22 protein-coding genes are annotated in these 25,582 nt (G+C 73.8%); 5 read left to right on the forward strand and 17 right to left on the reverse strand.

Going from position 1 to position 25,582, the window contains the following annotated elements:
* Position 1: 1 nt before the first annotated feature.
* The 8 genes from FHX40_RS11950 to FHX40_RS11985 all read right to left on the reverse strand — a co-directional run bounded on the left by FHX40_RS11950 (position 2) and on the right by FHX40_RS11985 (position 10,877).
* Positions 2-2,878 carry a DUF5682 family protein gene (locus tag FHX40_RS11950; protein ID WP_170198948.1) on the reverse strand — a complete coding sequence of 959 codons (2,877 nt, stop codon included), beginning with the start codon at positions 2,876-2,878 and terminating at the stop codon, positions 2-4.
* Positions 2,879-2,938: 60 nt separating this feature from the next.
* Positions 2,939-4,048 carry an ATP-binding protein gene (locus FHX40_RS11955; RefSeq protein WP_142259672.1) on the reverse strand — a complete coding sequence of 370 codons (1,110 nt, stop codon included), beginning with the start codon at positions 4,046-4,048 and terminating at the stop codon, positions 2,939-2,941.
* Positions 4,049-4,061: 13 nt separating this feature from the next.
* On the reverse strand, positions 4,062-5,420 hold the full coding sequence (locus FHX40_RS11960; protein WP_142259673.1) for a VWA domain-containing protein: 1,359 nt from the start codon (positions 5,418-5,420) through the stop codon (positions 4,062-4,064).
* A gap of 8 nt (positions 5,421-5,428) precedes the next feature.
* Positions 5,429-6,850, reverse strand: a complete 1,422-nt coding sequence (locus tag FHX40_RS11965; RefSeq protein WP_142259674.1) for a hypothetical protein — start codon at positions 6,848-6,850, stop codon at positions 5,429-5,431.
* Positions 6,850-7,377: a hypothetical protein gene (locus tag FHX40_RS11970; protein ID WP_229788233.1), complete on the reverse strand. Its 528-nt coding sequence runs from the start codon at positions 7,375-7,377 to the stop codon at positions 6,850-6,852. Before FHX40_RS11970 ends, FHX40_RS11965 begins: the two co-directional genes overlap by 1 nt.
* Positions 7,378-7,493: 116 nt before the next feature.
* Positions 7,494-8,369: a 1,4-dihydroxy-2-naphthoyl-CoA synthase gene (gene menB, locus FHX40_RS11975; protein ID WP_142259675.1), complete on the reverse strand. Its 876-nt coding sequence runs from the start codon at positions 8,367-8,369 to the stop codon at positions 7,494-7,496.
* A 58-nt stretch (positions 8,370-8,427) separates the two neighbouring features.
* Entirely contained in the window at positions 8,428-9,480 is a 1,053-nt protein-coding gene (locus tag FHX40_RS11980; RefSeq protein WP_142259676.1) for a Gfo/Idh/MocA family protein, read from the reverse strand.
* Positions 9,481-9,692: 212 nt separating this feature from the next.
* A complete protein-coding gene (locus FHX40_RS11985) occupies positions 9,693-10,877 on the reverse strand; it encodes a trans-sulfuration enzyme family protein (protein WP_142259677.1) in 1,185 nt (394 codons plus the stop codon).
* Positions 10,878-11,073: 196 nt separating this feature from the next.
* On the opposite strand from FHX40_RS11985, the gene FHX40_RS11990 reads away from it, so the two are divergent.
* Both FHX40_RS11990 and FHX40_RS11995 read left to right on the forward strand, forming a co-directional pair.
* On the forward strand, positions 11,074-11,781 hold the full coding sequence (locus FHX40_RS11990) for a 4-carboxy-4-hydroxy-2-oxoadipate aldolase/oxaloacetate decarboxylase (protein WP_142259678.1): 708 nt from the start codon (positions 11,074-11,076) through the stop codon (positions 11,779-11,781).
* An 18-nt stretch (positions 11,782-11,799) separates the two neighbouring features.
* Positions 11,800-12,906 (forward strand): 4-oxalomesaconate tautomerase, encoded by a 1,107-nt coding sequence (locus FHX40_RS11995; RefSeq protein ID WP_211350240.1) that lies wholly within the window; start codon positions 11,800-11,802, stop codon positions 12,904-12,906.
* A 73-nt stretch (positions 12,907-12,979) separates the two neighbouring features.
* Here the strand turns inward: FHX40_RS11995 and FHX40_RS12000 are convergent, their stop codons facing one another.
* Entirely contained in the window at positions 12,980-13,783 is an 804-nt protein-coding gene (locus FHX40_RS12000; RefSeq protein ID WP_142259679.1) for an NAD(P)-dependent oxidoreductase, read from the reverse strand.
* 351 nt (positions 13,784-14,134) lie between these two features.
* Between FHX40_RS12000 and FHX40_RS26060 the strand changes: the two genes are divergently transcribed.
* Both FHX40_RS26060 and FHX40_RS12010 read left to right on the forward strand, forming a co-directional pair.
* Entirely contained in the window at positions 14,135-16,585 is a 2,451-nt protein-coding gene (locus tag FHX40_RS26060; RefSeq protein ID WP_142259680.1) for a PEP/pyruvate-binding domain-containing protein, read from the forward strand.
* A gap of 52 nt (positions 16,586-16,637) precedes the next feature.
* Positions 16,638-17,282, forward strand: a complete 645-nt coding sequence (locus FHX40_RS12010; RefSeq protein ID WP_142259681.1) for a TetR/AcrR family transcriptional regulator — start codon at positions 16,638-16,640, stop codon at positions 17,280-17,282.
* Between the two features lie 593 nt (positions 17,283-17,875).
* Here the strand turns inward: FHX40_RS12010 and FHX40_RS12015 are convergent.
* The 3 genes from FHX40_RS12015 to FHX40_RS25080 all read right to left on the reverse strand — a co-directional run bounded on the left by FHX40_RS12015 (position 17,876) and on the right by FHX40_RS25080 (position 20,339).
* On the reverse strand, positions 17,876-18,604 hold the full coding sequence (locus FHX40_RS12015) for a hypothetical protein (RefSeq protein ID WP_142259682.1): 729 nt from the start codon (positions 18,602-18,604) through the stop codon (positions 17,876-17,878).
* 515 nt (positions 18,605-19,119) lie between these two features.
* Positions 19,120-19,365, reverse strand: a complete 246-nt coding sequence (locus FHX40_RS12020) for a hypervirulence associated TUDOR domain-containing protein (protein WP_142259683.1) — start codon at positions 19,363-19,365, stop codon at positions 19,120-19,122.
* Positions 19,366-19,730: 365 nt separating this feature from the next.
* Positions 19,731-20,339: a MarR family winged helix-turn-helix transcriptional regulator gene (locus FHX40_RS25080; RefSeq protein WP_170198809.1), complete on the reverse strand. Its 609-nt coding sequence runs from the start codon at positions 20,337-20,339 to the stop codon at positions 19,731-19,733.
* 42 nt (positions 20,340-20,381) lie between these two features.
* Here FHX40_RS25080 and FHX40_RS25085 point away from each other — a divergent pair, with 42 nt between their 5' ends.
* Positions 20,382-20,999: a hypothetical protein gene (locus tag FHX40_RS25085; protein ID WP_170198810.1), complete on the forward strand. Its 618-nt coding sequence runs from the start codon at positions 20,382-20,384 to the stop codon at positions 20,997-20,999.
* Here FHX40_RS25085 and FHX40_RS12030 read toward each other — a convergent pair.
* From FHX40_RS12030 to FHX40_RS12050, 5 genes are all read right to left on the reverse strand, one after another.
* The gene (locus FHX40_RS12030; RefSeq protein WP_211350241.1) at positions 20,980-21,231 is read right to left on the reverse strand and encodes a hypothetical protein; all 252 of its coding nucleotides are present in this window, start codon (positions 21,229-21,231) and stop codon (positions 20,980-20,982) included. The two genes, FHX40_RS25085 and FHX40_RS12030, sit on opposite strands and share 20 nt — an antisense overlap.
* A gap of 92 nt (positions 21,232-21,323) precedes the next feature.
* On the reverse strand, positions 21,324-22,286 hold the full coding sequence (locus FHX40_RS12035) for a threo-3-hydroxy-L-aspartate ammonia-lyase (RefSeq protein ID WP_142259685.1): 963 nt from the start codon (positions 22,284-22,286) through the stop codon (positions 21,324-21,326).
* A gap of 338 nt (positions 22,287-22,624) precedes the next feature.
* Positions 22,625-23,686 (reverse strand): sensor histidine kinase, encoded by a 1,062-nt coding sequence (locus tag FHX40_RS12040; protein ID WP_142259686.1) that lies wholly within the window; start codon positions 23,684-23,686, stop codon positions 22,625-22,627.
* Between the two features lie 119 nt (positions 23,687-23,805).
* A complete protein-coding gene (locus tag FHX40_RS12045) occupies positions 23,806-24,543 on the reverse strand; it encodes an ABC transporter permease (RefSeq protein ID WP_170198811.1) in 738 nt (245 codons plus the stop codon).
* The gene (locus FHX40_RS12050; RefSeq protein ID WP_142259688.1) at positions 24,540-25,502 is read right to left on the reverse strand and encodes an ABC transporter ATP-binding protein; all 963 of its coding nucleotides are present in this window, start codon (positions 25,500-25,502) and stop codon (positions 24,540-24,542) included. The genes FHX40_RS12045 and FHX40_RS12050 overlap by 4 nt, the downstream gene beginning before the upstream one ends.
* Between the last annotated feature and the right edge of the window lie 80 nt (positions 25,503-25,582).

Consider the following 25,582-nt stretch of genomic DNA (forward strand, 5'->3'; position numbering starts at 1 on the left):
CTCACGCCACCAGGGACGCCACCGCCTCGGCCGTCGCCGGGTGTGCGGCGAGCAGGCCGGCGAGCGCCGGATGGGTGGCCGGGCCCCCGCCGGCCGGCACGGCCCGCCACCCGGTGCCGCAGCCGAGCAGCCGCGCGACCGCGTCCGTGGCCGCCGGGTGTCCGGCGAGCAGCCCGGGCACCGGCCCGGACGCCGGCGCGGCCGGGGCGGAGGCGCGGGCGGGCCGGGCGGCCCGCGCCGCCGCCCAGGGCGGCGTCCAGGCGTCGAGCGCGGCGAGGTCCGCCGGGAAGGTACGGCCCGCCTCCCGGACCAGCAGCGGCACCAGCTCGGCGGCCTGCGCGCGCAGCGTGGCGATCAGCCGCGGCAGCCAGGGCAGCAGCACCGCGTCCGGGAGCCGGGCGAACGCCTTGGACAGCAGCTCGACGACGAACGGGGTGAGGCCCGGCGCGAGGTCGAGCGCCTGCACGAACCCGCTCACGTACTCCGGCACGGACGGCACGGTGAGCGGGTTGCCGAGCAGCTCGTCGCAGCGCGCCCGCAGCTCCTCGCGCGGCAGCAGGCCGAGCTGGGTCCGGGCGGCCCACAGCAGCGCGGTCTTCGCCGCGCCCTCCGGCCGCGCCTGGCGCACGGCGATCTCGAGCTGGGCGCGGTCGCAGCCGAGGGAGATGGCGAGGTTCTCCAGCGTGACGAGGAAGGAGAGCATCGCCGCGACCTGCCGCACGTTCGCCGCGTCGTCGGCGAACGCGGTGGGCAGCAGGGTGCAGTAGTGCGCGTACCCGGTGGCGACGAACGCCTGGCACCAGGCGGGCAGCTCCGGCCCGGTCGAGCGGTGGTGGGCGAGCAGGCGGCGGATGCGGCGCAGCACCTCGGGGGCGTGGTCGACGGTGCGCTCGGCGGCGAGCAGCTCCACCGCCCGCGCGCCCAGCTCGTCGGCGAGCCGCCGGGAGCCGAGGAACACCAACGCGTCCTCCACGGCGGCGAGCGCGGTCGCCGCGGTGGCCTTGGGGTCGTGCACCGCGCGGCGCAGCCGCCGCTCGAGCACCTGCTCGACGGTGACGCCCTCGTACCCCAGCTCGATGATCGCCCGCTGGTTGCGGCCGATGTCGAGGTCCCAGCTCTCCTGGATGGACCGCTCGCCGAGGCGAAGCTCGCCCATGATCGGGCGGATCGCGCGGTCGGGCAGCAGGTAGCGCAGCATCCACAGCAGCCGCGAGCACGGCTCCAGGTGCGGGTCGGCGCGCAGGTCGAGCAGGGCCCGCTGGATGGTGCGCTTCTGCAGGTCGAGGCCGAGCGGGGCGAGCCGGTCGTGCACGTCGCGGGCGAGCGGCGGCAGCGCGTCGTAGCCGACCTGCCCGGCCCGGTCGCCGCCGAGCATGATCTCGCACAGCCGGCGGATGTCGCGGCGGCCGGGCACGGTGTCCTTCTCGATGCAGGTGACCGCGGCGTCCTGGAAGTCGTACGGGGTCGGCCGGGCCCGGTCGCGCAGGCCGGCGAGCAGGATCGAGGTCTCGAACACGGCGATCGCGTCCGCGGTGCTCGCCTGGTAGCCGTTGCGGCGGGCGAGCCGCACGATCTCCACGCACCAGTCGCGCAGCTCGGCCTCGTCGAGCGGGTCGAGTGCGGGCGGCCCGGTGAGGAAGCCGGACAGCCGGTCGGTCACCGGCTCCGACGCGGCCGGGGCGGGCGCGGCGGTACGGCGTGCCGCCCGGCCGCGGCCGCCGCCCTTGGCCGCCGCGCCGTCCGTGCCGTCCGTGCCGTCCTTGCCGCCGCGCAGCCGGAACGGCGTGACCCTGGTGCGCCGTACCGCCTTGGCGAAGGTCGCCGCGGCGATGGAGACCGAGCCGGGGGCGAGCCCGAACTGGGCCTCGATCGCCGAGTGGCTGGACGGGATGAGCCCGTACAGCCAGCGGGTGCCGGTGCGCGGCGGGATCGCGAACGGTGGCGCGTCGGAGTCGAGGCCGAACTGCTCGACCCGGCTCGCGGCGTGGAAGGCGCCGCACACGTACATGCAGCGCTCGGGGTCGGCGCCGGTGGCGGCGAGGTGCTCGCGGATCCGGGTCCACATGTACCGCTCGCGGTCCTCGTCGACCCGCAGCCGCTCGGTGTCGTCGGGCCGCAGCCGCCGGAACAGGCTGCCGATCATGATCATGACCTGGCGGTAGGTGGCGTAGTCGGCGCCGCTGAGCGGCTGCTCGACGTACTGGTCCCACCACTCCGACCAGTGCCGCACCCGGCCGTGCCGCAGCAGGTGCGCCTCGAGGTCGGCGAACCGGGGCCGCAGGTCGCCGATCTCCACGCCGACGGCGTCCCCGTGCAGCGCGGCCTCCTCGTCCGGTGCCTCCGCGCCGGGCCCGGCGGCGGGGCGTCGCGGCTCCCACTGGAAGACGTGGTCGGCGGACCGGTCGACGAGCACCAGCTCGACGCCGGGCGTCTCGAGCGCGTAGGCGATCGCCTGGTACTCGGCGGACGCCTCGGTGATCGGGGCGACCACGCTGAGCGGCGCCCACTCGGCCGGGAAGCCGTCGATCTCGGCGGCGAACGCCTGGAGCGCCACGGGCAGGCGGCAGTTGCGCAGCTCGTCGAGGAGCGGCCGCATGTCCTCGCACAGCTCCAGGTAGATGACCTCGGGCCGCTTCTCGCGCAGCCGGCGGGCCATCGCCAGGGCGGAGGCGGGCGAGTGGTGGCAGACCGGGAAGATCTCGAGCCGCTCGGCGAGGGCCCGGTCGACGTCGTCGACGATCCCGGTGAGGATCCCGGCGAGCGCGTCGGGCTCGCCGGTGAAGGCCTTGGCGGCGTCGAGGAGCTGGGCGCGCAGCGCGGCGAAGGCGCCGCCGCCGACCGGCCCGCCGCCGGGGCCGGTCGTCAGCGCGGTGTCCATGTCGGTGTCGATGTCGGTGTCCATGCGGGGCAGGTCCGTCTCCGGTGTCCGCGTGCGTGGTCAGGACAGGGTGGCGAGCGCCTGGCGGCCGCCCTCGAGGAACTCCTGCCACGGCCCGCCCTCCCGGCCGCGCGGCTCGACGACGCCGTGCCAGTACTTGTTGAGGATCGCCAGGTCCTCCGGGCTGCGCCGGGCGAGGCAGCCGACGAGCGACCCGGCGAGGGTCTCCGGCCGCAGGGTGCGGTCGCCGAAGAAGTGGCTGTGCAGGATCGCGTCCTCCAGCACGCCGATCTGCTCGGCGGTGGACAGCGACGACTCCAGCCGCTCCTCGTCGCTCTTCGCCGAGGCGGCCGCGGCGCGCAGGTCGGCGAAGCTCTGCAGCAGGATGTCGAGCAGGCTGGGCGGCACCTCGAGCTCGATGCGGTGCCGGCGCAGCAGCTCGGAGGTGCGGAACCGGACGATCTCCGCCTCGCTCCGCTTGTTCGCGACCACCGGGATGCGGACGAAGTTGAACCGCCGCTTCAGCGCCGAGGACAGGTCGTTGACGCCGCGGTCGCGGCTGTTGGCGGTGGCGATGATGGAGAAGCCGGGCTTGGCGAAGACGATGTTGTCCTCGTCGAGCTCGGGGATGGCGACGTACTTCTCCGACAGGATCGAGATCAGCGCGTCCTGCACGTCGCTGGTGGCCCGGGTGAGCTCCTCGAACCGGCCGATCACGCCCTGCTCCATCGCGGTCATGATCGGCGAGGGGATGAGCGCCTCGCGGGACTGGCCGCGGGCGATCACCATCGAGATGTTCCAGGAGTACTTGATGTGGTCCTCGGTGGTGCCGGCCGTGCCCTGCACCACGAGCGTGGAGTTGCGGCAGATCGCCGCGGCGAGCAGCTCGGCGAGCCAGCTCTTGCCGGTGCCCGGGTCGCCGATGAGCAGCAGCCCCCGGTCGGAGGCGAGGGTGACGATGCTGCGCTCGACGAAGGAGCGGTCGCCGAACCACTTCTGCGGGATCTCGCGGTCGAGCCCGTCGGACGGCTCGGAACCGAGGATGAACAGCCGCACCATGCGCGGGCTGAGCCGCCAGGAGAAGGGCTTGGGGCCGGTGTCGATCGACTCCAGGTAGTCGAGCTCGTCGGCGTACTTGATCTCGGCCGGCGCCCGCAGCATGTCAGACATATGGTGATCTCTCCTAACCGAGGCTGAGGAAGGTCTTGAGTTCGGCGACGAGCTTGCGGATGTGCCCGGAGATCACCGGGGTGCCCATCGCCTTGAGCCGGTCGCGGAACCAGGAGTCGACGCTCTGGTGGCCGGAGCTGTTGACCGAGCCGACCGGGATGAAGCGCACCCCGGAGCGGTGCACGGCCTCGAACTCGGCCATCAGCGCCCGATCGTCGTAGAAGTCGGAGATCCACACCATCGCGGTGTTCCGCGGGTCGGCGATCTTCTCGCGGGCGAGCCGCATCGCGACGGTGCCGTCGGTGCCGCCGCCGAGGTCGGTGCGCAGCAGCACCTCGAAGGGGTCGTTCACCCAGGGGGTGAGGTCGAGCGCCCGGGTGTCGTACGCGATCAGGTGCACGTCCACCTTGGGCAGCCCGGCGAAGATCGACGCGAGGATGGTGCAGTTGACCATCGCGTCGACCATGGAGCCCGACTGGTCCACCACCACGATCAGCCGCGCCGGCGTGGTACGGCGGGCGGTGTGGCGGAAGTAGAGCCGGTCGACGTACAGCCGCTGGTCCTCCGGGCTCCAGTTGACGAGGTTCTTCCAGATCGTGCGCCGCAGGTCGAGGTTGCGGAACACCCGCTTGGGCGGCACCGAGCGGTCGATCTGGCCGACGCTGGTCTTCTCCACCTGGGTGCGCAGCACCTCGGCCACCTCGTCCACGTACCGGCGGATGAGCGCCTTGGCGTTGGCGAGCGCGACGCCGGACAGGTTCGCCTTGTCCCGCAGCAGCTGCTCGACCAGGGTGATCGTGGGGGTGAGGCGGCGGGCGAGCTTCGGGTCGGCGAGCACCTCCCGCAGGTGCATGCGCCGGACCAGCTCGCCCTCGAGCCCGGCGAGCACCCCGCCGAGCTCGCCGCGCGCGGGGTGGCCGCGCAGCTCGCCCGGCGCGCAGCCGACCGCGCGCTCCAGCCAGCCGGCGTCCTGCTGCCAGCGGGCGAGCTGGGTCGCCGTGACGTTGCCGTCGCCGGTGGCGAACACGTTGAGCAGCAGCTTCGACACGAGCGCGGCGCGGCGCACCTCGGCCGGGCCGGGCCCGGCGCCGGGCTCGTCCGGCCCGAGGTTCTCCGGGACCATGAGGCCGGGCAGCTCGCCGGCGAGCTCGGGGAAGCGCTGCACCACGGTGTCGACCGAGGTCGCCGGGTCGAGCAGGGCCGCGGGCAGGCCGATGTCGGTGAGCACCGCGACGCTCGCCCGCTCGAGGGACGGCTGCTCCTCGTGGTCGAACAGGTGGGCGAGCAGCCGCCAGTAGAGCACCTGCCGCCGGTTGGCGTGCGGGTTGACGGACGGCGCCGCCGGTGCGGCCTGGGTGGTCGGTTCGCTCATGGTCTCGCTCACCGCCGCAGCAGTCGTCCCGCCCGTTCGCGCAGCACCGCGACGGGGTTGCCGTGCCGGGCGGCGGCCTTGGCGGCCTTGGGGTCGGTGGGGCCCTGCGCCCAGTCGCCGGTGTGCGTCCCGGTCACCCCGCCCTTGGCGCGGACCTGGACCGCGAGCGGCTGCAGGGACCATCGGCCGGCGTCCCAGCGGAGCAGGCCGATGCAGGCCTTCGACCGGGCGACGAGCTTCGGGGTGAGCGGGCCGCACGAGGGCAGCCGGTCGACCGCGACCGGCAGGGCGCCGTCCGGGTCGTCCCCGTCGAGCACGAAGGTGAGCGTGTCGTCCTCGCCGGTCACCGCGGTGTAGCCCTCGAGCAGCACCGGCTCGGCGATGCGCACCGGGTGCCGCTCCAGCGGCGGTACGGCGGGCGCGGTCGCCCCGGCGAGCCCGACCCGGGCGGTGACGAACGGGTCGGCGGGCTCGCCGGCCCGCGCCCGGTCGTCGTGCCAGATAAGGTCCCCGCCGGGGAGCAGGGGGAGGTCGGTGACCTCGAGGGTGAGCCGCCCGGCGAGCGCGCCCAGCAGCACCGGGTGGGCGTCGAACAGCTGCCACAGCGCCGGGCCGACGACCGTGTCCACCTTCGTCGCGCCCACCGCGGTGCGCACCAGGCGGGGCGGGCCGTCGCCCGCCTCGAGCAGCGCGTGCACCTGAAGCTGCACGGCGGTGGGGTGCTCGTGCACGTCCACGCCGAGGACGAGCAGCCGCCCCGACACGGTGCCGGCGGGCTCGGCGGCGAGCGGCGACCGGCCGTCCGGCCCGACGTGGGTGAGCAGCAGCGCCCGCGCCCACAGGTCGGCCCAGCGGCGGGCGGGGATCCGGTCGAGCACGCCGCAGGCGGCGTACAGCTCCGCGGCGAGGCCGTCGGCGAGCACCGCCGCCCGGCGCAGCCCGGGCTCGGCGAGCATCGCCTCGATCACCTGGCTCGAGGCCGCGGCGAGGTCGTGGTCGACGCCGCGCCATCCGGCGACGGCGAGCTCGTGCAGCCACGACCGCAGCCCGGCGAGCAGGTTCTCCGAGCCGTACGGCCCGGCCGCGGCGGGCTCCCGCCACTCCGCGCGGGTCCGGCCGAGCACGGCGTCGAGGCGGGCGAGCAGCGCGTCGTGGACCGCGCCGAAGAGCGCGGTGCGCGCCCCCGCCAGCGCCACGAGGTGCTCCTCGGCCGCGGCCCCGGCGGCGACCTTGGTCACCGCCTCGGCGACCCGGTCGCCGAGCGGGGTGGCCGCCATGGCGGCGGCAAGCGCCTCGAGGGCGGCGACGTGTTCCTCGCCGAGCCGGCCGAGGCCGTGCGCGAGCGCCCGGTCGAAGCCGTCGGCGAGCTGGAGGGCCTCGGTCACGCCCGGCGGCACGGCGCCGGTGAGCTCGCTCCACACGCCCGGCATCAGCCCACCGCCCCCGTGGCCGGGAACCAGTGCATCTCCGGCAGCGGCGCGGTGGTGCCGGGCAGCTCCAGGTAGGCGAGGTGGCGCAGGAAGCGGCTGAACACCGTCTCCGCCTGCGCCTGCTCGGGACGCCCGTTCATCCGGGCGATCAGGTCCGACCCGGTGCTCACCTCGGCGTCCACCTCGACCCGCAGGTAGCGGGCGACCCGGTCCACGCCGTACTGCAGGACGGCCTCGTTGGCCAGGGCGTGCAGGTGCTTGCACGGCGAGCCGCCGAGGCCGCCGCACCACCGGTTGTTGTTCGTGCTGCAGCTGTATGCGTGGGTGCGGGCGGCGATCGACGACACGTACACGCGGCTCTCGTCCGAGCCGCTCGACACGACGCCCTGCAGGCACCCGCCCGCGAGCTCGACGAAGGGGACCTTCGCGAGCTTGCGCGGCCGGGCCGGCGAGACGACCCTCGCCGTGCTGCTGCGCTCCCACGATGACGACGACCACGCCTCCGGCGCGGTCGAATCCGCGATCACTGTTGTCGACCTCCGGGGTTGAGGCGATCAAGTGATCGCGAATGTAGCGGGGCGCCCCGACAAAACCGGGCGCCCCGGAAAGCTCACCTGAAGGCGGGCTCACCGCCCGCGCCGGGTCACGGCCGGCGCGGGAACCTGCCGAAGTCGGGGGTGCGCTTCGCCTTGAACGCCTCGCGGCCCTCCTTCGCCTCCTCGGTGGCGTAGAAGAGCAGGTTGGCGTCGTGGGCGAGCTGCTGGATGCCGGCCATGCCGTCGGTGGCGGCGTTGAAGCTCGCCTTCATCAGCCGCAGCGCGGTCGGCGACATGCGCAGCATCTCGCGGCACCAGGCGACCGTCTCCCGCTCCAGGTCGGCGAGCGGCACCACGGCGTTGACCAGGCCCATCTCCAAGGCCTGCTGCGCGTCGTACTGCCGGCACAGGAACCAGATCTCCTTGGCCTTCTTCACGCCGACGAGCTCGGCGAGCAGCCCGGCCCCGTACCCGCCGTCGAACGAGCCGACCTTCGGGCCGACCTGGCCGAACCTCGCGTTGTCCGCCGCGATCGTCAGGTCGCAGACCAGGTGCAGCACGTGGCCGCCGCCGATCGCGTACCCGGCGACCATGGCGACCACCGGCTTGGGCAGCCGCCGGATCTGGATCTGCAGGTCGGTGACGTGGAACCGGCCCACGCCCCGGGGGTCGGTGGGGTCGGTGAGGTAGCCGGTGTCCCCGCGCACCCGCTGGTCGCCGCCGGAGCAGAACGCCTTGTCGCCCTCACCGGTGAGAATGATCACACCGATGCCCGGGTCCTCCCGCGCGATGACCAGCGCGTCCGACATCTCGATCAGCGTCTGCGGCCGGAAGGCGTTGCGCACCTCCGGGCGGCAGATGGTGATCTTGGCGATGCCGTCCCCGCTGTACTCGAGGCGGATGTCCTCGTACTCGCCGACCTGCGACCACTTCACCGGCGCGTACAGATCCCGCGCGGCGTCACCCGACCCGATGTCCGTCATGGCACCGCAGCGTACTCCACCCGCTCCGGTGCCGTTCATCGGGCTCGGCCGGGGCGGGTCAGCCGATGCCGGGGTGGCGCGGCCGGGGCGACAGCCCGGCGGCGCGGTAGCAGTCGTCGATGAGCGCCATCGTGGCCACCGCGTCGTCGGCGTCGATCGGCAGCGGGACGCCGTGCCGTACCCGGGCGGCGAACGCCTCGAGCTGGTAGTGGTACGTGGTGCGGTCGCCGTGCCGTTCCTCCCGCTCCCCCTCGGGCGTGCGGATCACGATCCGGTTGTCCTGGTGGGCCAGCGGGAAGTTCGGCACGGTCGCCTCGCCGCGCGTCCCGGTCACCGTGATGCTCATGTCGCGCCCGTCGAACGCCATGTGGCAGCGGGCCGTCGCGGTCGCGCCGCCGGGGAACTCCAGATCGGCGTCGAGCCACTCGTCCACCCCGGGCGCGCCCGCCCGCTCCCCCGCGCGGGCCGCCACCACGCGCGGCTCGCCGCCGAGGTACGGCGCGAGCATGCGCAGCGCGTGCAGGCAATAGCAGCCGAGGTCCATGAGCGCGCCGCCGGCGAGCTCGAGCGACCAGCGCGGGTCGTCCGGGCCGGGCCCCGGCACGCGGAAGGCGGCCGTCAAGTGCCGCACCTCGCCGAGCTCGCCGCTCGCCACCAGCTCGCGCAGCCGCCGGTTGACCGGGTGGAACAGGTAGTGGAAGCCCTCCATGAAGGCCACGCCCGCCTTGGCCACGGCGTCGCGCACCTCGGCGGCCTCCTCGCGGTTGGCCGCGGACGGCTTCTCGGTGAGCACGTGCTTGCCCGCGGCGACCGCGGCGAGGTTCCACGGGGCGTGCAGGCCGTTCACCAGCGGGTTGTAGACGACGTCGACCTCGGGGTCGGCCACCACCTCGGCGTAGGAGCCGGCCACCCGCTCGATGCCGTGCCGTTCGGCGAACTCCTTGGCCCGCGTCCGGTCGCGCGCCGCGACCACGACGATCCGGTGCCCGCCGGCCTGCGCGGGCTTGACGATCGCCTCCGGTGCGATCCGCGCGGCGCCGAGCAGCCCGATCCGCAACGGGGCCGCGCCCTCGGACCTCGGCGCACCGCCACCCGCCGGGACATCCGCCATGCCGTACCCACCTCCGGGCCTGCGTCGAGGGACACGTGTACGGCCGACGGGATCGGCGGCTGCGCGCGAGGCCGAGCCACTCCAGGCCGCAAGACGGATATATCGCGAATTTGGCGATGGATCGACCGGTTATGGAAACGGCCTGGTGCCCGGTGCCGCGGTCCCGGCGGTCTTCCGCCAGACGGAAGCCTTCGAGGGGCGGTCCGCCGGAGTCAGGCCGCCCCGGCGGCGGCGAGGGCGCGCTCGAAGTCGGCGACGAGGTCGTCGGGGTTCTCCAAACCCACCGCGACGCGGATCAGCGCGGGCGGCACCCCGGCCTCGGTGAGCTCCTCGTCGCTGAGCTCGAGGGCCCACATGGCGGCGGGCCGTACCGCGAGCGTGCGGTAGCCGCCGAGGCTGGGCGAGCGGCGCACGAGCCGGAGGGCGGACAGCAGCCGCTCGGCCGCCTCGCGGCCGCCGTGCGGCTCGAAGCTCAGCAGCCCGCCGAAGCCGCGCATCTGGCGGACGGCGAGCCCGTGCTGCGGGTGCTCGGGCAGGCCGGGGTGGTTGACCGCGGCCACACCGGGGTGGGCCTGCAGGAAGCGGGCGAGCGCGAGGGCGCCCGCGTTCTGGCGCTCCACCCGCATGACCAGGGTGCGCAGGCCGCGTAGCGCGAGCCAGGCGTCGTACGGCGAGACCACCGCGCCGACGAGGATGTGGGTCTGCCAGATGCGCTCGATCAGCTCGCGGGAGCCCGCGACGATCCCGGCGAGCACGTCGGAGTGGCCGGACAGCGACTTGGTGACGCTGTGCATGACCAGGTCCACGCCGCACTCGAGCGGGCGCTGGTTGACCGGGGTGGCGACGGTGTTGTCGGCCATGGTGAGGATGCCGCGGTCGCGGGCGAGCTCGGCCACGGCCCGCAGGTCGGTCACCCGCAGCAGCGGGTTGCTCGGGGTCTCGAGCATGACCAGGCGGGTGTTCGGCCGCAGCGCGCGGGCGAAGGCCGGCGTGTCGGCCTGGTCGACGAAGGTCACCTCGATCCCGAGCCGGGGGGCGACGTCCCTGAGGAAGCCGAGCGTTCCGCCGTACATGCTGTGCTGGGCGACCACGTGGTCCCCGGCGGAGAGCAGGGTGAGCAGCGTGGTGGAGACCGCGCCCATGCCGGAGGCGGTGGCGAGCGCGGCCTCGGCGCCCTCCGCCTCGGCGATGAGCCGCTCCAGCCTCGCCTGGGTCGGGTTGCCGTACCGGCGGTAGAAGCGCTCGTGCCGGGGTTCGGCGCTCAGCTCGGCGAACTCCTCCGCAGTGGCCGCCGAGAACGGCACCGACGCGTGGATCGGGGGCGCGATCCCGGGCTCGGCGTCGTCGTCGGCGTCGGCGTGCAGCAGCAGGGTTTCCAGCGTGAAGGAGTCGTCCATGAAGGAAGCCTGTCACACATCGCCCCGCCGATCGACATGATTGTTGACAGTGCCAAAATTGTTGACAATATCGGCGACAGGCAGCAAGGTGGGAGCCGGACGCGGGCGGGGACACCGGCCCGCGTCCGCCCGCCCGCAGACCGCATGAGAGGGTACGGGCGTCCGGTTTGGTACCGCAGGTGACGGAGGTGGTGGCATGAGAGGCGTCGTGGTGACCAACCCCGAGCGGGCACCGCTCGACCAGGTCGACGCCCTTGCGAAGTACGGCGTGGCGACCGTGCACGAGGCGCTCGGCCGCGAGGGATACCTCGGGCCGCACCTGCGCCCGGTGAACCGCGGCCACCGGATCGCGGGGACCGCGGTGACCGTGCTGTGCTGGCCCGGTGACAACCTGATGATCCATGTGGCCGTCGAGCAGTGCCGGCCCGGGGACATCCTGGTGGTGACCACCACCTCCCCGTCCACCGACGGCATGTTCGGGGAGCTGTTCGCCACCGCGCTGCAGCACCGCGGGGTGCGCGGCGCGGTGATCAACGCCGGGTCGCGGGACTCGGCCGAGCTGGGCGAGATGGGCTTCCCGGTGTGGTCGGCCGCGATCAGCGCCCAGGGCACGGTGAAGGCCACCGCCGGGTCGGTGAACGTGCCGATCGTGATCGGCGGCCAGGTGATCCGGCCGGGCGACGTGATCCTCGCCGACGACGACGGCGTGATGGTCGTGCCGCGCCAGGACCTGCCGCGCGCCCTGCAGGCCGCGCAGGCCCGCACCGACAAGGAGGAGGCCACCCGCCAGGCGTTCCGCCAGGGCGAGCTGGGCCTCGACCGGTACGGCATGCGCCCGCTGCTGGAGAAGCTGGGCGTCGAGTACATCACCGCCGAGGAATACGCCCGCCGTACGGGCGCCTGAGCCGCGAAGGGAGCTGCGATGGCCGCGACCCCCCACCCGGTGATCGAGAAGGCGATCCGCGAGGGCGTGCGCTGCATGCTCATGCGCGGCGGCACCTCCAAGGGCGCCTACTTCCTCGCCGAGGACCTGCCCGAGGACCCCGCGCTCCGCGACGAGCTGCTGCTGCGCATCATGGGCACGCCCGACCCGCGGCAGATCGACGGCATCGGCGGCGCGACCACGCTCACCAGCAAGGTCGCGATCGTCTCGCGCTCGGCCACGCCGGACGCCGACGTCGACTACCTGTTCCTGCAGCTCGGCGTGGAGGAGCCGACCGTCTCCGACAAGCAGAACTGCGGGAACATCCTCGCGGGCATCGGCCCGTTCGCGGTCGAGCGGGGCCTGGTGCCGGCCGGTCAGGAGACGACCCGGGTGCGGATCCGGATGGTGAACTCGGGCAGCCTCGCCACGGCCACCTTCCCCACCCCGGGCGGGGTCGTGGAGTACCGCGGCGACACGGCGATCTCCGGCGTGCCGGGCACGGCCGCCGCGGTCGACCTGGAGTTCGCCGACACCGAGGGCTCGGTCACCGGGAGCCTGCTGCCCACCGGCAACGTCCGCGACGTGATCGACGGCATCGAGGTCACCTGCATCGACAACGGCATGCCGGTGGTGGTGGCCCGGGCCTCCGACTTCGGCCTCACCGGCTACGAGTCGCCCGAGGAGCTCGCCGCGGACGAGGCGCTGCGCGAGCGCATCCAGTCGCTGCGGCTGCAGGCGGGCAAGCTGATGGGGCTCGGCGACGTCAGCGCCGCCTCGGTGCCGAAGACCACGCTCGTCGCGCCGCCGCGGGCGGGCGGCATCATCAGCACCCGGACGTTCATCCCGCTCAAGCCGCACACCGCGATCGGCGTGCTCGGCGCGGTCACCGTGGCCACCGCGCTGCTGATCGAGGACGCGGTCGGCCACGAGCTCGCGGTGCTCCCCGAGCCGGGCACCCCGCTCAAGGTCGAGCACCCCACCGGCACGTTCGAGGTCGGCGTCGAACTCGACTCGAGCGCCACGCCGCCGCGGGTGCGCCGGTCCAGCCTGGTGCGCACGGCCCGCAAGCTGTTCGACGGGATCGTGTACGCGCGCGGCTGGTAGGCCGCTCGGACGTGCGGTGCCGCCGGGCGGCGCCGGCCGGTGGACCGGCCCGGCCCGCCCGGCGGCACCGTTGTCATGCCTTGTCCTGCTCCGCCTGCGCGGCGAGCCGGACCAGCAGGTCGCGGCTCGCGGTCGCGACCAGCGGCGGAACCCCCAGCTCCTCGAGCATCGCCGCGGCGGCCTCCATCTCGTGCGTCCGCCGTACGGCGTGGCGGTGGCTGCCCTCGACGAGCCGGTCGACGGTGGCCGGACCGGCCGCGGTGAGCTCGTCGATGATGTTCTGGCGCAGCCACTCCTCGAGGCCCGCGGCGCGGGCCGCCTCGAGGGCCTCCACCACGGCGGCGGCCATGCCCTTGAAGAACACGCTGCGCAGCAGCTTGCGCCGGGCGGCGCTGCCCGGCTCGCCCTCGAGCACCCTGACGTTCCCGCCGAGCGGGTTGAGCAGGCGGGCCACGTCCTCGGCGCCCTCGCCGCTGACGAGCATCGGCACCCGCAGGCCCTTGCCCGGCACCGGGGCCATGATCGCCACATCGGCGAAGCGCACCCCGCGCTCGCGTGCGGCGGCGGCGAGGTCGGCCTTCAGACCGGGCGAGGCGGTGTTGAGGTCGGCCCACACCGCGCCCTCGCCGACCCCCTCGGCCCCGGCGAGCAGCGCGTCCATGGCGTCGTGCGCGCTGTTGACGCTGAGCACCAGGTCGGCGCCGCGGGCCGCGTCGGCCTCCCCCGTGCAGGCGACGAGCGGCGGCTCGGCCGGCACCTTGGGGTCGTAGCCGCGCACGGTCGCCCCGGCGGCGGCGAGGTCGCGGGAGATCGCGCCGCCCGCCTCGCCGAGGCCGAGCACGGCGATGACGGGGCCCCCACCGCTGGCTGCTGACATTTCGGCATTCCTCCCAGATACAGCTTCATACGAGTCGTACAGGCTCACCGTATCATTAACAAAATTGGCGACAATTTTTGTAACCTGGTGATTCTGTAGTGAACGTTGCGTTCCCTACCTTTGCGGCGTAGCGTTAGAGAACGAAGCGTTCCTAATCGCGCCGAGGGGGCGGCATGGACCACGGCCGCAAGCCGTACGACCTGGGCCGACGCGGGAGCCGCGGGATAGTGGGGAACTCGCCTGCGGCAGCTGCGGCGGTCGCCGGCAGGCCCGCCGTACCCGCTCGCCCCGGGCCCCGGTGCTCGCGGATGCCCGCCCCGGCGGCACCCCGCCGAACCCGAAGGAGCCGACGTGACGCCACTCGTGGTGCCGCTCACCGCGGTCGGGCGCGACGACCTCGCGCGCGCCGGCGGCAAGGGCGCCAATCTCGGTGAACTGGTCGCGGCGGGCCTGCCGGTCCCCGACGGCTTCGTGGTGACCACCGCCGCCTACGCGGAGCTGATCGACCGGTGCGGGCTCGCCGCGCGCATCCCCCGCCTGCTCGACGCCGGGGACGGCGCGGCCATCCGCGCGGAGTTCGCGGCCGCGGAGATCCCCGCCGCGACGGCCGAGGCGATCACGGCCGCGTACCGCGGGCTGGGCGGCGGCCCGGTCGCCGTGCGCTCCAGCGCCACCGCCGAGGACCTGCCCGGGGCCGCGTTCGCCGGGCAGCAGGACACCTACCTCAACGTCGAGGGCGAGGACGCGCTGCTCGACGCGGTGCGCCGCTGCTGGGGCTCGCTGTGGACCGACCGCGCCATCGCCTACCGCCGCCGCCTCGGCATCGGCCCCGAGCAGGTGCGGATCGCGGTCGTCGTGCAGCGCATGGTGGACGCCGAGGCCGCCGGGGTGATGTTCACCGCCGACCCGGTGAGCGGAGACCGGGACCGGCTCGTGGTCGACGCCTCCCCCGGGCTCGGCGAGGCCGTGGTCTCCGGCCGGGTCACCCCCGACCACTACGAGCTCGACCGCCGCGGCAGGCTGCTCGGCTGGACGCCGGGCCGGGCCGAGGTGGTGGTCCGCGGGGCCGCGGGCGGCGGGGTCGTCGAGGAGGCCGGGAAGGCCACCGGGGAACGGCTGCTCGGCGACGCCGCGCTCGCCGAGCTCGCCCGGCTCGGCGTCGCCGTGCAGGACCGGTACGGCAGGCCGATGGACATCGAGTGGGCGCTCGCGGGCGGCCGGGTCTGGCTGGTGCAGGCCCGCCCGATGACCGCGCTGCCGCCGCCCCCGGTACGGCTCGGCTTCATCCAGCGGCGGCTCGGCGAGATGCTGCTCGACTACCTGCCGCGCCGGCCGTACCCGATGGACATGAGCACCTGGGTGCCGTACGGCCCGGTCGGGATGATGGTCGAGGTCGCCCGCAGCGTCGGGGTGCGCGGCCTGTTCGAGGGCGCGATCGAGGAGCAGGACGGGGTGGTGTACCGCATCCTGCCCCACCGCCCGCACCCCACGCCGAAGGCGCTCACCGCGCCGTTCCGGCTGCTGTACCGGGCCCACCGGTACGACCCGGCGCGGTGGACCGAGGACCCCCGGTTCGCCGGGTTCCTCCGCGAGGTGGAACGGCTGTGCGGGCTCGACCCGGCCGCGATGCCCTGGCCAGAGCTGATCCGCCTGCCGCGGCGGGCGCTGGCCGCGGTGCGGCCGATCACCGAGCTGCGCCGCGACTACCTGCCCGGCTGCGCCCTCAGCGTGCTCCGGATGGTGGTGGCGCTGCTGCCGCTCGGCGCGGTCCGTATGTGGGGTGACCTGCTGGCCGGTGGGCGGACCCGCACCGAGGACGGCAACCGCGCCCTGGAGGCGCTCGCGGCCAGGGTGCGCGAGGACCCGCGGCTGAAGGAGGCGGTGGACGCGCTCGACCTCGATCGGGTGAAGGGGTTCACCGGCTTCTGGGCCGAGTTCACCGCGTTCCTCGCCGAGTACGGCCACCGGGAGACCGGCAGCCCGGTGCTCGCCTCCTCACCCACCTGGGAGGAGGCGCCGGAGGTGGTGCTCGGCCTGCTCAAGGTGCTCGCGGCGGCGCCGCCGTCCCCGCCCGGAGACCGCGTCGGCGAGGCCGTACGGCGGCTGCGCGCCCACCCGCGGCTGCGCTCCCCGCGGCGGTGGGCCCGGATGGAGCGCCGGATCGCCGCGGCGCGCGTCGCGTGGGCGTTCCGCGAGGACACCCACTTCTACTTCACGATGCCGTTGCCGGTGCTGCGCCGCGCGCTGCTCGAGATCGGCGCCCGGCTGCGCGACGCCGGCGTGCTGGAGACCGCCGAGGACGTGTTCCACCTGCGGCTGGAGGAGGTGGAGGCGGCGGGCGACCCGGCCGTCATGCCGCAGGAGCGGCGGGAGGAGCTGGCCGCCACGGCGCGGGCGCGGGCGGCCCGGCGGCAGGAGCTGGCTGGCGTGCGGCTCATCGACCCCCGCGCGGTCTATCCGGACCGCGGTGAGGCGGGGGATGCGCTGGTGCGCGGCACGCCCGGGGGCGGCGGAACGGCGACCGGCCCGGTGCGGATCATCCGCGACCCGTCGGAGTTCGGCCGCCTCGCCGAGGGCGAGGTGCTCGTCTGCCCGAACACGAACCCCGCCTGGACTCCGCTGTTCCAGCGCGCGGCGGCGGTCGTGGTCGACGCGGGCGGCGTCGGCTCGCACGCCGCGATCGTCGCCCGCGAGTACGGCCTGCCCGCCGTACTGGGCACGGTCACCGGCACCGCCGTACTGGCCGACGGACAGGTCGTCACCGTGGACGGCGACGCGGGCGTGGTCAGGAGTGCGTCATGATCGCCGTGTCCCGTGACCGCGCCCTTCGCGAGATCGCCCGTGGAGGTGAACGGTGACCGCCGGGCAGGAGACCGACCACCGCAGGCGGCCGCGCCGCCGCGGCCCCGCCCTCGACGAGGCCATCTTCCAGGCCGTGCTCGACGAGCTCGCCGAGGTGGGCTACGCGCGGCTGACCATGGAGGGCGTCGCCCAGCGGGCGCGGGCGGGCAAGGCGTCCCTGTACCGCCGCTGGCCCACCCGGATCGAGCTCGTCATGGACGCGGTGTACAGCCGGCTGCCCGACCCGTCGGCCCCGCCGGACACGGGCAGCCTGCGCGGCGACCTGCTCGCGCTGCTGCGCGCCAACGCCGAGGCGCTCGCCGGGCCGGCCGGGGAGGCGATGCGCGGCCTGCTCAGCGAGGCGCTCGCCGACTCCGAGGTGATCGCCCGGGTCCGGCGCAACTCGCAGGGGGCGACCCTGCGCACCATGCGGGAGATCCTCCGCCGTGCCGTCGGCCGCGGCGAGATCGACCCCGCCGCGGTCACCGACCGCCGCATGGAGGCCGGGCACGCCCTGCTGCGCTACCACTTCCTCTTCAACGGCACCCCGATCCCCGACCAGGTGATCACCCAGATCGTGGACGAGGTCCTGCTCCCCCTGTTCCGGTCCCCCACGTGCCCGCCGTCCACCGGCCGGGCCCCGGCCGCCGACGGCTAGCCGTACTCGGGCATCGGGTCGGTGACACGCGGCCGCCGGTGCTTGATCGGCAAAGGTTCCCGGATGTGGCGGAGACATCCTCCCCGTCGCATCCGGGGGTCTTGGGCTGACGCTCATGACGCCGGGCTTTTCACCTGCGGAGTCGCCGGCCCAGCGCCCCGGCGGGGACAGCGGTCACGTCACCCGCATCGCCGAGCATCCGGCCGTCTCCCGCCCACCGGCACGGCGGCCCCGATCGCCGGCGCTCCCGGGTCGGTGACATGCGGCGACCGGTGTTCGATCAGGTCTCCGGCCCGGTGGCGACGCCGTGTTCCCCGAACCGGAGGACCCCATGCCGTCCGGCCGTTCCCGGGAGATCCTGCTGCGACGGCGCGAGCTTGTGGCGGCAGGTGTCGCTACATCGCCGAGGAACCCGCCGGGCGCTGCGCGGCGTTGCCCTCGCCGTACCCGTCGCCGGCCTCACCTCGCCGCCGACACGGGACGCGGACGTGCCGGTGCCCGGCACAGCCGACGAACAGACCGGTCAGATCCCGTCCGGAGAACCGCGGCCGTTTCCGGCCACGCTCAGGAGGTCCGGCACCGGCCACCGGCACCTATGAGCAGGCGAGAGCCCTAGCGCGTTTCCGATGGCGGCGCGCCCGGACCAGGCTGTTGTACGCCCAGATCCTCTCGTTGATCTGTTCCGGAGGAAGCCGCGCCGTATCCGCGTCACCGAGGATTTCCCGGCGGGAGACCGTGGCAACCGAAACTCTCTGCCGGTAGTTCCGGAAAATCTGCACCTCACCGTCGGTCGGCCCGATCGGCCAGATGGTCTCCAGGTAGACGTAGTCCATTCCGTCGCGTCGTCCGGAGTCGAGCATGGCCACGTACACGGCCCACTCGCGCAGGCGTTTCGGCAGGCCGCGCAGCACCAGCATGCCGCCGATCCGTTCGACGGCGCTCCTGCGGTCATCCGGCCTCGGCTCCCAGGCAGGCCACTCCCCGGTCTCCCGGAATCGGTGGAAGCGGGCGGCCTCCTGGTCGAGTCCCCAGGCGTGCCAGCGCACCGTGCCGTCCGGCTTCGCGGGGGCCGTGAGCAGGTGACGCAGCCGCCGCGCCGCCTCCGGCGTCAGCACGGTGAGGTCGGCGTGCACCAGTGCGATCGGCGTAGCGGGCTCGGCGTCGAACGGGTTGGGATCCAGATGGGGCGGGCCGATGACGACGATCGTCCCGGGTCTGCGCTGGAAGGACAACCCCCACAGCAGCCGTCCGAGCACGCGGGCGCCGTGGTCGTCCGACAGGATGTGCCAGGTTTCGTGGTAGCGGTTGGTGGAGAATCGCACGCGGGCGTCCGGCCGTAGCGAAATGACCGTGTACTCGCGGCCGTCCGCCCACAGAACGCGGCGATGAAGCTTGAGCCTGTCCCCCGTGTCCCTCGCGGATCGGGGCCTGGTGTGCTTACGCGTCGCCACGTACCACCGTCATTCCCTCTCCTTCGGCCGCATCGCGGCTCATGGAATCGCATTCGCAACGCTCGACGCAACCGATTTGGCACACGGGGACGGGGGCACGGATGCCGCCATCGGCAGTGCGGTCTGCCCGGCCCACTGCGCGCGCTGGACGCTCAACCCGCAACACCGGGCGCACCGACGGCACCGGACGGATGTCGGCGATGGCAGGCCGGATCCCGGCTTCACGGTCACGGCGCTGCCACGCGGGGTCGGCCGGCGAGCTGGGTGCGGGGTCGTACGCGGGGCGGCAACGAACGCCTTGGCGCTCTTGGCCACGGCCACGATCACCTTGCCCCGCACCCGGCCGTGGCCACGCGGTGCCCGCCGGCGGCGCGGTGCCGTACCACCTAGCCTGCGGAATCCTTCCCTTTCTTCGGATGCAGCGCCGACGGCTTGTGCACGGCGCTCTTGCCGCTCTTGTCGCTGCGCACCCGGTACTGCGGGTCCTCAGGCGAGGCGTTCACGGTACGGCCCGCCTCCTCGGTCCGCTCGGTGAGCTTCTTCTCCACCTTGCCCGAGGTCGTGGAGCCGTGGCTCCGCCACGTCACCTCGTCCCCGACGCCGGGTTCCTCTCGCTTCCGTCTGCCGGCCATGCCCCTCGACTACCCGAGGCGGCAGGCGGAACGCGGCACGGCCCTGCCGGGGCGGCCAGGTCAGGTCTCCGCCGAGTTCGCGCAGCCGGTCCCTCAGCCGGGCGAGGCTGCGGTACACGGGCCTTTCCGGGAACCCGGCGCCGTGATCGGTCACCGTGACCACGGCCCTCCCCTCCCTGATATCGGCCCGCACGTACGCGTGGTCGACGCGGGCGTGGTCGGCGACGTCGGCGAGCACCGCGCGGAGCGCGGATCACGCTTGGCCCCGGCCGGTGCGCCACCGGATGCAGCAGGGGCGGACGCGTGGTCACGTCACCGTCGATGGGGCGTGCGGCGCCGTACCGGGCCGGACGCGGGCATGCCCGTCAGGTCCGCGCCGGGCCGCCCCGATCGCGGGTCCGCAGCCAGTCGATGAACATGCGGACCTCGGCCTCCTGGGCCTCGGTGAGGCGCGGGCCGCCGTAGGTGATCGACGGCGGCTCGTCGTCCCGGGGCCGGGCCGGTGGCGTGGCGTACGGGCGGGGCGCAACGTCGGTCATGCCGCGCAGCGCGTTGTCGAGGTCGGCGAGGGCGGCCCGGACGGCGTCAGGACCGGCGGCGAGCGCCCCGTACAGCCGGGGCAGGATCGTGACGAGGATGCCCGCGGCCTTCGCGGTCACGCGCCGGCCGTCGTCGCTGAGGCGCAGCAGGCGGGAGCGCGCGTCCTCGGGGTTCGGCACCTGCACGAGGTGCCCGCGGGCGGTGAGCCGCCGGATCATGCCCGAGACCGTGGTGGGGGCCATGCCGGTGAGCCGGGAGATCCGTCCCGGGGCGATCGGCTCGAAGGTGTGGACCAGCGAGTACAGCCCGAACTCGTCTCCGGTGAGCCCGAGCGGACGCAGATGGTCGTCGAGCAGGCGGCTGGTGAGGTGGGTGACCAGCCACACGTCGAAGAGGAGGGTGCACTCCTCCAAATTACTACTGTCTCGTTCCATATATAGTACGTTACAGCAGTAACTTGGCCTCGGAGGTCTTCCGTGTTGCGATCCCTGATCACCGAACGCGCGCGTGGCGTGCACCTGCTCTGGGCCGTGCTGGCGTACCTTCCGCCGGCCGCGGCGATGTTCGGCCCGATGGTCGTCCCGTGGCCGGGCCTGCTCGGCCGGGTCAGCGAGGCGTGCGGCGGGCTCGCGCCGTTTGACGTCCGCGGCCGGTGGACGGCCGCCGAGGCCCGGGAGATGCTGCACGCCTGCGGCGCGACCGGCCGCGAGGCCTACCTCCACCAGCAGCTTCTCGACCTGGTGTATCCGCTGGCCGTCGGCGCCGTGCTGCTGCTCGCGACCGCCCTCCTGCTGCGCCGGTACGGCGGCCGCGCCTGGCCGCTGCTGCTGCCGGTCGTGGCGATGACCGTGCTCGACTACGCCGAGAACGCGGGCATCTGGTTCATGCTGCTCAACTGGCCCGACCTGAACGCGGCGGTGGCCGACGCGACCGGCCTGGTGACCGGGATGAAGCGCATGACCGGGTTCGCCGCCTTCACCCTGCCCATCGTGCTCGCCGTCATCGCGCTGCCCGGGTACGTGCGGCGGCTCCGCGCCCGGCGGTCCGGCGTCACCCCTCCGCCCGCGGCGGCGCCTACCGGGAACGCACGGTGAGGATCGCCGGGCCGAGGCGCGGCTCGCCGTCGTCGAGCGGCACACACCGCACGCCGCCGCGCCCGCGCAGCCCGCGGAACGCATACGGGGCGAGCACGGCGTCCATCCAGGCGCACGGGTTCGCCGGGCGGTACGCCTGGCACCGCACCTCCCCACCGCCCGAGTCGAGCCCGGACACCGCCCCGGACGTGCAGGCCCCGCTGCGGTCGCGGCGGGCGGCGAGCTCGTCCACCGGAGGCCGCGCAGCACGATGTTGCCCGCTCACCCCTCGCCCCTACCGCGATCGGTCGTCCCGCTCCCTCGGCCGCAGCGCCGACGCGCGGCTCAGCCGCACAGCTCCGCGAACCGCCCGGCGTCGACGTTGCCCCCCGAGATGACGATCCCGACCCGCCCGGACACGTTCTCCAGGCGGCCCGCCAGCAGCGCGGCGAGCCCGGTGGCACCGCTCGGCTCCACGACGATCTTCAGCCGTTGGAAGGCGAAACGCATCGCCTCCCGGATCTCGTCGTCGCTGACGAGCACGATCCCGTCGAGCAGCCTCCGGTTGATGGAGAAGGTCAGCTCGCCCGGGGTCGGGATGGCCTGCCCGTCCGCGATCGTGCGCGGCACGTCGATGGTGACGCGGCGCCCCTCCTCCAAAGAGCGCTTGGTATCGTCCCCGGCCTCCGGCTCGACGCCGATCACCCGGACGTCCGGGTACAGCCCCTTGGCCGCGACAGCGGTTCCGGCGATCAGCCCGCCACCACCGACCGGCACGACCAGCAGGTCGAGGCGGCCTGTCTCCTCGAGGAGCTCGAGCGCCGCGGTGCCCTGACCGGCGATCACGTGTGGGTGGTCGTACGGCGGGATGAGGGCGAGCCCGCGCTCGGCGGCTAGCGCCTCCCCCAGCGCCGTGCGGTCCTCGGTGTACCGGTCGTAGGTGACGATCTCGGCCCCGTACCCGGCGGTCGCCTCCAGCTTCGACCGCGGGGCGTCCTCGGGCATCAGGATCACCGCGCTGGTGCCCAGCTCCCGGGCGGCGAGGGCGACGGCCTGGGCGTGATTGCCCGACGAGTACGCGGCGACGCCCTTGGCCAGTTGTTCCGGCGACAGCCGCGAGGCCGCGTTGTACGCGCCGCGGAACTTGAACGCCCCCACCCGCTGGAAGTTCTCGCACTTGAGGAACACCTCGGCGCCCACCAGCCGGTCGAGCGTACGTGAGCGAAGCACCGGGGTGCGGTGCGCGACGCCCGCGAGCCGTGCGGCGGCGTCGCGAACGTCGTCGAGGGTGACCGGGCGCTCGGCCATGGTGTTCCTCCTTCGCCGGTTCGAGCCCTCCGACCGCCGACGGCGAGGCGCGTGGTATCCAGGCCGCGTCGGTGATCGGGCATCGACAACTGTAGGCGTGGAGCGAACCGCGTGGCGGACGAGGGACGGCCGGCAGCCGGTGTCTCCTTCGCCGCCCGTGGTACCCCCGCTCCTGGCGCGGATGACGATCGCGAACGGCGAGGCCGACCTCACCACCCAAGCGCCTGCGCCCCGACGATGACGTCCGAGTCCGGCTCGACCTGCGAGGATCACCCACGCCGACCTGGGCGGCGGCGAGCCGGAGCGATCTCTCGCGTGCCTTGCCTCGGGTTCTGGCGTCACTCCACCGCGGGCGCGGCGGCGTGCACGAAGAACCCGCCCTCCGGGCGTGTCCCCGCCTCCAGCGTCCCGTCCACCGCGCGCAGGCGTTCCGCCAGCCCGCGCAGGCCGTTCCCCCAGCGCGCGGCGTTCGCGCCCACGCCGTCGTCCTCGACCCGCAGCCAGTTCCGCCCGACGGCCACCGTGACCCGCCGGGCCGACGAGTGCCGTACCGCGTTGGTGACCGCCTCGCGCACGATGTGCCCGAAGACCTCGTGCAGCGCCGGATCCACGTGGTCGACCGCCCGCGGCAGCTCCGCCTCCATCCCGGCCGCGCGCAGCACCTCACGCGCCGAGGCCAGCTCCCCGGCGAGCGTGATCTGCCGGTACCCGGACACGGTGGCCCGCACGTCGGCGAGCGACCGCCGCGACAGCCGCTCCACGTCGCCGATCTCCCGGACCGCCACGTCGAGGTCGCCGCCGCTCTCCAGCAGCCGCCGTACCAGACCGGCCTTCACCGTGATCGTGGTGAGGCTGTGGCCGAGGATGTCGTGCAGGTCACGGGCGACCCGCTCGCGTTCCCGGTCCACCGCGAGCAGGGCGACCTGGTCGCGGGTACGGCGCAGCTCCTCGTTCGTGTCGATCAGCCACACCAGCAGCGCGGTGGCCGTGGTGACCGAGCCGAGGATGACGATGTTGCTCAGCTGCTCCGCGGATCCGCCGGTCAGCAGGGCGCCGACGGCGAGCCCGGCGAGGGCCAGCACCGTCGCGGCCACGGTGACCTCGCGGCGGGCCGTCACCGCGATCACGCACAGGGCGAACACCAGCACCCACGAGTTCGCCAGCCCCATGAGGACGACGAGGAACCCGCCCAGCCCGATGAGGGCCAGGCACAGCACGGCCCGCACAACCCAGGCCTGCCACGACCCGATGGCGACGAAGAGCAAATACGCCATCGTATAGGCGATGCCCACCCCGGTCGCCACGGACGCCGGCCGCGGTTCCAGCTCCGCCAGCGCCCGCGCCCACGCCGGGATCATGAAGGCGCTGAACAGCATGGTCAGCCCCATCGAGATCGCCATGCCCCGCCGATCCCACCGGGACGCAGGGAGGAACAGCCGCTCGCCCAGGCTCGTCAGCGGCCCGCGCCGCGGGGTGTTCGCACCGCGCTGAGCCAGTTGAACCCCTCCTTGCCGAACGCTCAGTTCCGCCCTGAGTCACGCCGGTAGCGGTACGTCACGGCGGCCGCGAGGATCACCGCCCACCCTACGAGCGCCAGCGCGGCCACCGGCACCGACCGGCCCGGCAGAACCACCGACCGGGCGAGCTCGACCAGCCAGTACCCGGGCGTGGCGTGGCCGACGTACGTGAACCACTGGGGCAGCGAGTCCAGCGGTATGAACACGCCACCGAAGATCGCCACCGCGAGCATCGCGACGATGGTGACCTCCTGGACGTTGCCCTTGCCCGAGACCTGCCCGATCAGCAGCCCGAAGATGGCGAACGGCAGCCCGCCGATCCACACCGACGCGACCAGCGCGAGCCACGTGAGGGGTTCGAGCCGTACCCCGCGGACGAACGCCGCGAGCACCGCGACCACGATCGGCGGCGGCAACGCCACCAGCATGCCCACGGTCGCCTTGCCCACCAGGTACCCGGTGCCGGACAACGGGGTCAGCCGAAGCTGCCGCTGCCATCCCGACGCCCGCTCGTTCACCACCTGCGTGCCCACGAGCATGCCCGCCAGCAGCACACCCCACGCCGCCATCGCCGGCAGGATGATCAGCGCGGCCGGATAGGGCACGTTCTCCGGCATCTGCGACTCGAAGATCAGCGCCTCGAGCAGGTAGAACCCGCCCGGAAACCCCAGCACGAACAGCAGCGTGCCGGGATTACGCAGCGCCCTGCGCACCTCCAGCGCCAGATATCCGACCCTCACCGCCGCCACCCCCGTTCACCCGCGAGCGTCTCCCCCGTGGCCGTACCGTCGCCGCCCGCGATGGCGAGGAACACCTCGTCCAGCCCGACCGCGCTCACCTCGATCCCCCGCGCCTGCGGAAACGCGGGCAGCATCGCGTGCAACGTCGCATCGGAATCCGCGCTGACGATCCGCACCTTGTCGTGCCGGACCTCCACGTTCAGCACCCCCGGCAGCCCGAGCACCGCGTCCCTCGTGACCCCGGGGATCACCGCCCGCACGGTACGACCGGCCGCCAGCCTGCGCATCTGCTCGACCGACCCGTCGGCGACCACACGCCCCCGCTTGAGAAAGATCACGCGGTCGGCGTACTCCTCGGCCTCCTCCAGATAGTGGGTCGCAAAGATCACCGTGCGCCCCGATGCGGTGAACTCCCCCATGGCCTGCCAGAAGTCCCGGCGAGTGGCCACGTCCATCCCCGCCGTCGGCTCGTCGAGCAACAGCAGATCCGGGTCGGACACCAACGCGACCGCGAACCGCACCCGCTGCTTCTGACCACCCGACAGCCTGGTCGACCGCCTCTTGGCCAGATCCTCGATCCCGGCCCGCCGCAACGCCTCCCGCACCGAAAGCGGCCTGCGATGCAACGAGGCCACCATGCCCACGATCTCCGCAACGGTGGCGTCATCGAGCAGCCCGCCTTCCTGGAGCATCGCCCCGATGCGCCCTTCCTTGACGGCCTCCCCGGGCGACAGCCCGAACACCCGGACCTCACCGTCGTCCGGCCTGGTCAACCCGAGGATCATGTCCATGGTCGTGGACTTGCCCGCGCCGTTCGGCCCAAGCAGCGCGACGATCTCTCCCGGCGCGATCGAGAAATTCACCTGATCCACCGCATGGACGTCTCCATAGCGTTTGCGCAGCCCGATCACCTGAACAGCCGGGGCTCGCTCGCCCGTTCCTGATATGGGCGCCTTCATATACACAGAATTTCCGATGCGGAATGCGAATACATAGCTCGCGTGTCACGACCTCACCGTGACGACTGTCACGGTTCGCG

It is taken from the genome of Thermopolyspora flexuosa (assembly GCF_006716785.1).
Taxonomy (GTDB): domain Bacteria; phylum Actinomycetota; class Actinomycetes; order Streptosporangiales; family Streptosporangiaceae; genus Thermopolyspora; species Thermopolyspora flexuosa.

Coding starts and splice junctions, on each gene's coding strand:
- FHX40_RS11950 (WP_170198948.1), bottom strand. CDS start 2,878: ATGGACACCGCGCTGACGACCGGCCCCGGCGGCGGGCCGGTCGGCGGC.
- FHX40_RS11955 (WP_142259672.1), bottom strand. CDS start 4,048: ATGTCTGACATGCTGCGGGCGCCGGCCGAGATCAAGTACGCCGACGAG.
- FHX40_RS11960 (WP_142259673.1), bottom strand. CDS start 5,420: ATGAGCGAACCGACCACCCAGGCCGCACCGGCGGCGCCGTCCGTCAAC.
- FHX40_RS11965 (WP_142259674.1), bottom strand. CDS start 6,850: ATGCCGGGCGTGTGGAGCGAGCTCACCGGCGCCGTGCCGCCGGGCGTG.
- menB (WP_142259675.1), bottom strand. CDS start 8,369: ATGACGGACATCGGGTCGGGTGACGCCGCGCGGGATCTGTACGCGCCG.
- FHX40_RS11980 (WP_142259676.1), bottom strand. CDS start 9,480: ATGGCGGATGTCCCGGCGGGTGGCGGTGCGCCGAGGTCCGAGGGCGCG.
- FHX40_RS11985 (WP_142259677.1), bottom strand. CDS start 10,877: ATGGACGACTCCTTCACGCTGGAAACCCTGCTGCTGCACGCCGACGCC.
- FHX40_RS11990 (WP_142259678.1), top strand. CDS start 11,074: ATGAGAGGCGTCGTGGTGACCAACCCCGAGCGGGCACCGCTCGACCAG.
- FHX40_RS11995 (WP_211350240.1), top strand. CDS start 11,800: ATGGCCGCGACCCCCCACCCGGTGATCGAGAAGGCGATCCGCGAGGGC.
- FHX40_RS12000 (WP_142259679.1), bottom strand. CDS start 13,783: ATGTCAGCAGCCAGCGGTGGGGGCCCCGTCATCGCCGTGCTCGGCCTC.
- FHX40_RS12020 (WP_142259683.1), bottom strand. CDS start 19,365: ATGGCCGGCAGACGGAAGCGAGAGGAACCCGGCGTCGGGGACGAGGTG.
- FHX40_RS25080 (WP_170198809.1), bottom strand. CDS start 20,339: ATGGAACGAGACAGTAGTAATTTGGAGGAGTGCACCCTCCTCTTCGAC.
- FHX40_RS12035 (WP_142259685.1), bottom strand. CDS start 22,286: ATGGCCGAGCGCCCGGTCACCCTCGACGACGTTCGCGACGCCGCCGCA.
- FHX40_RS12040 (WP_142259686.1), bottom strand. CDS start 23,686: ATGGCGATCTCGATGGGGCTGACCATGCTGTTCAGCGCCTTCATGATC.
- FHX40_RS12050 (WP_142259688.1), bottom strand. CDS start 25,502: ATGAAGGCGCCCATATCAGGAACGGGCGAGCGAGCCCCGGCTGTTCAG.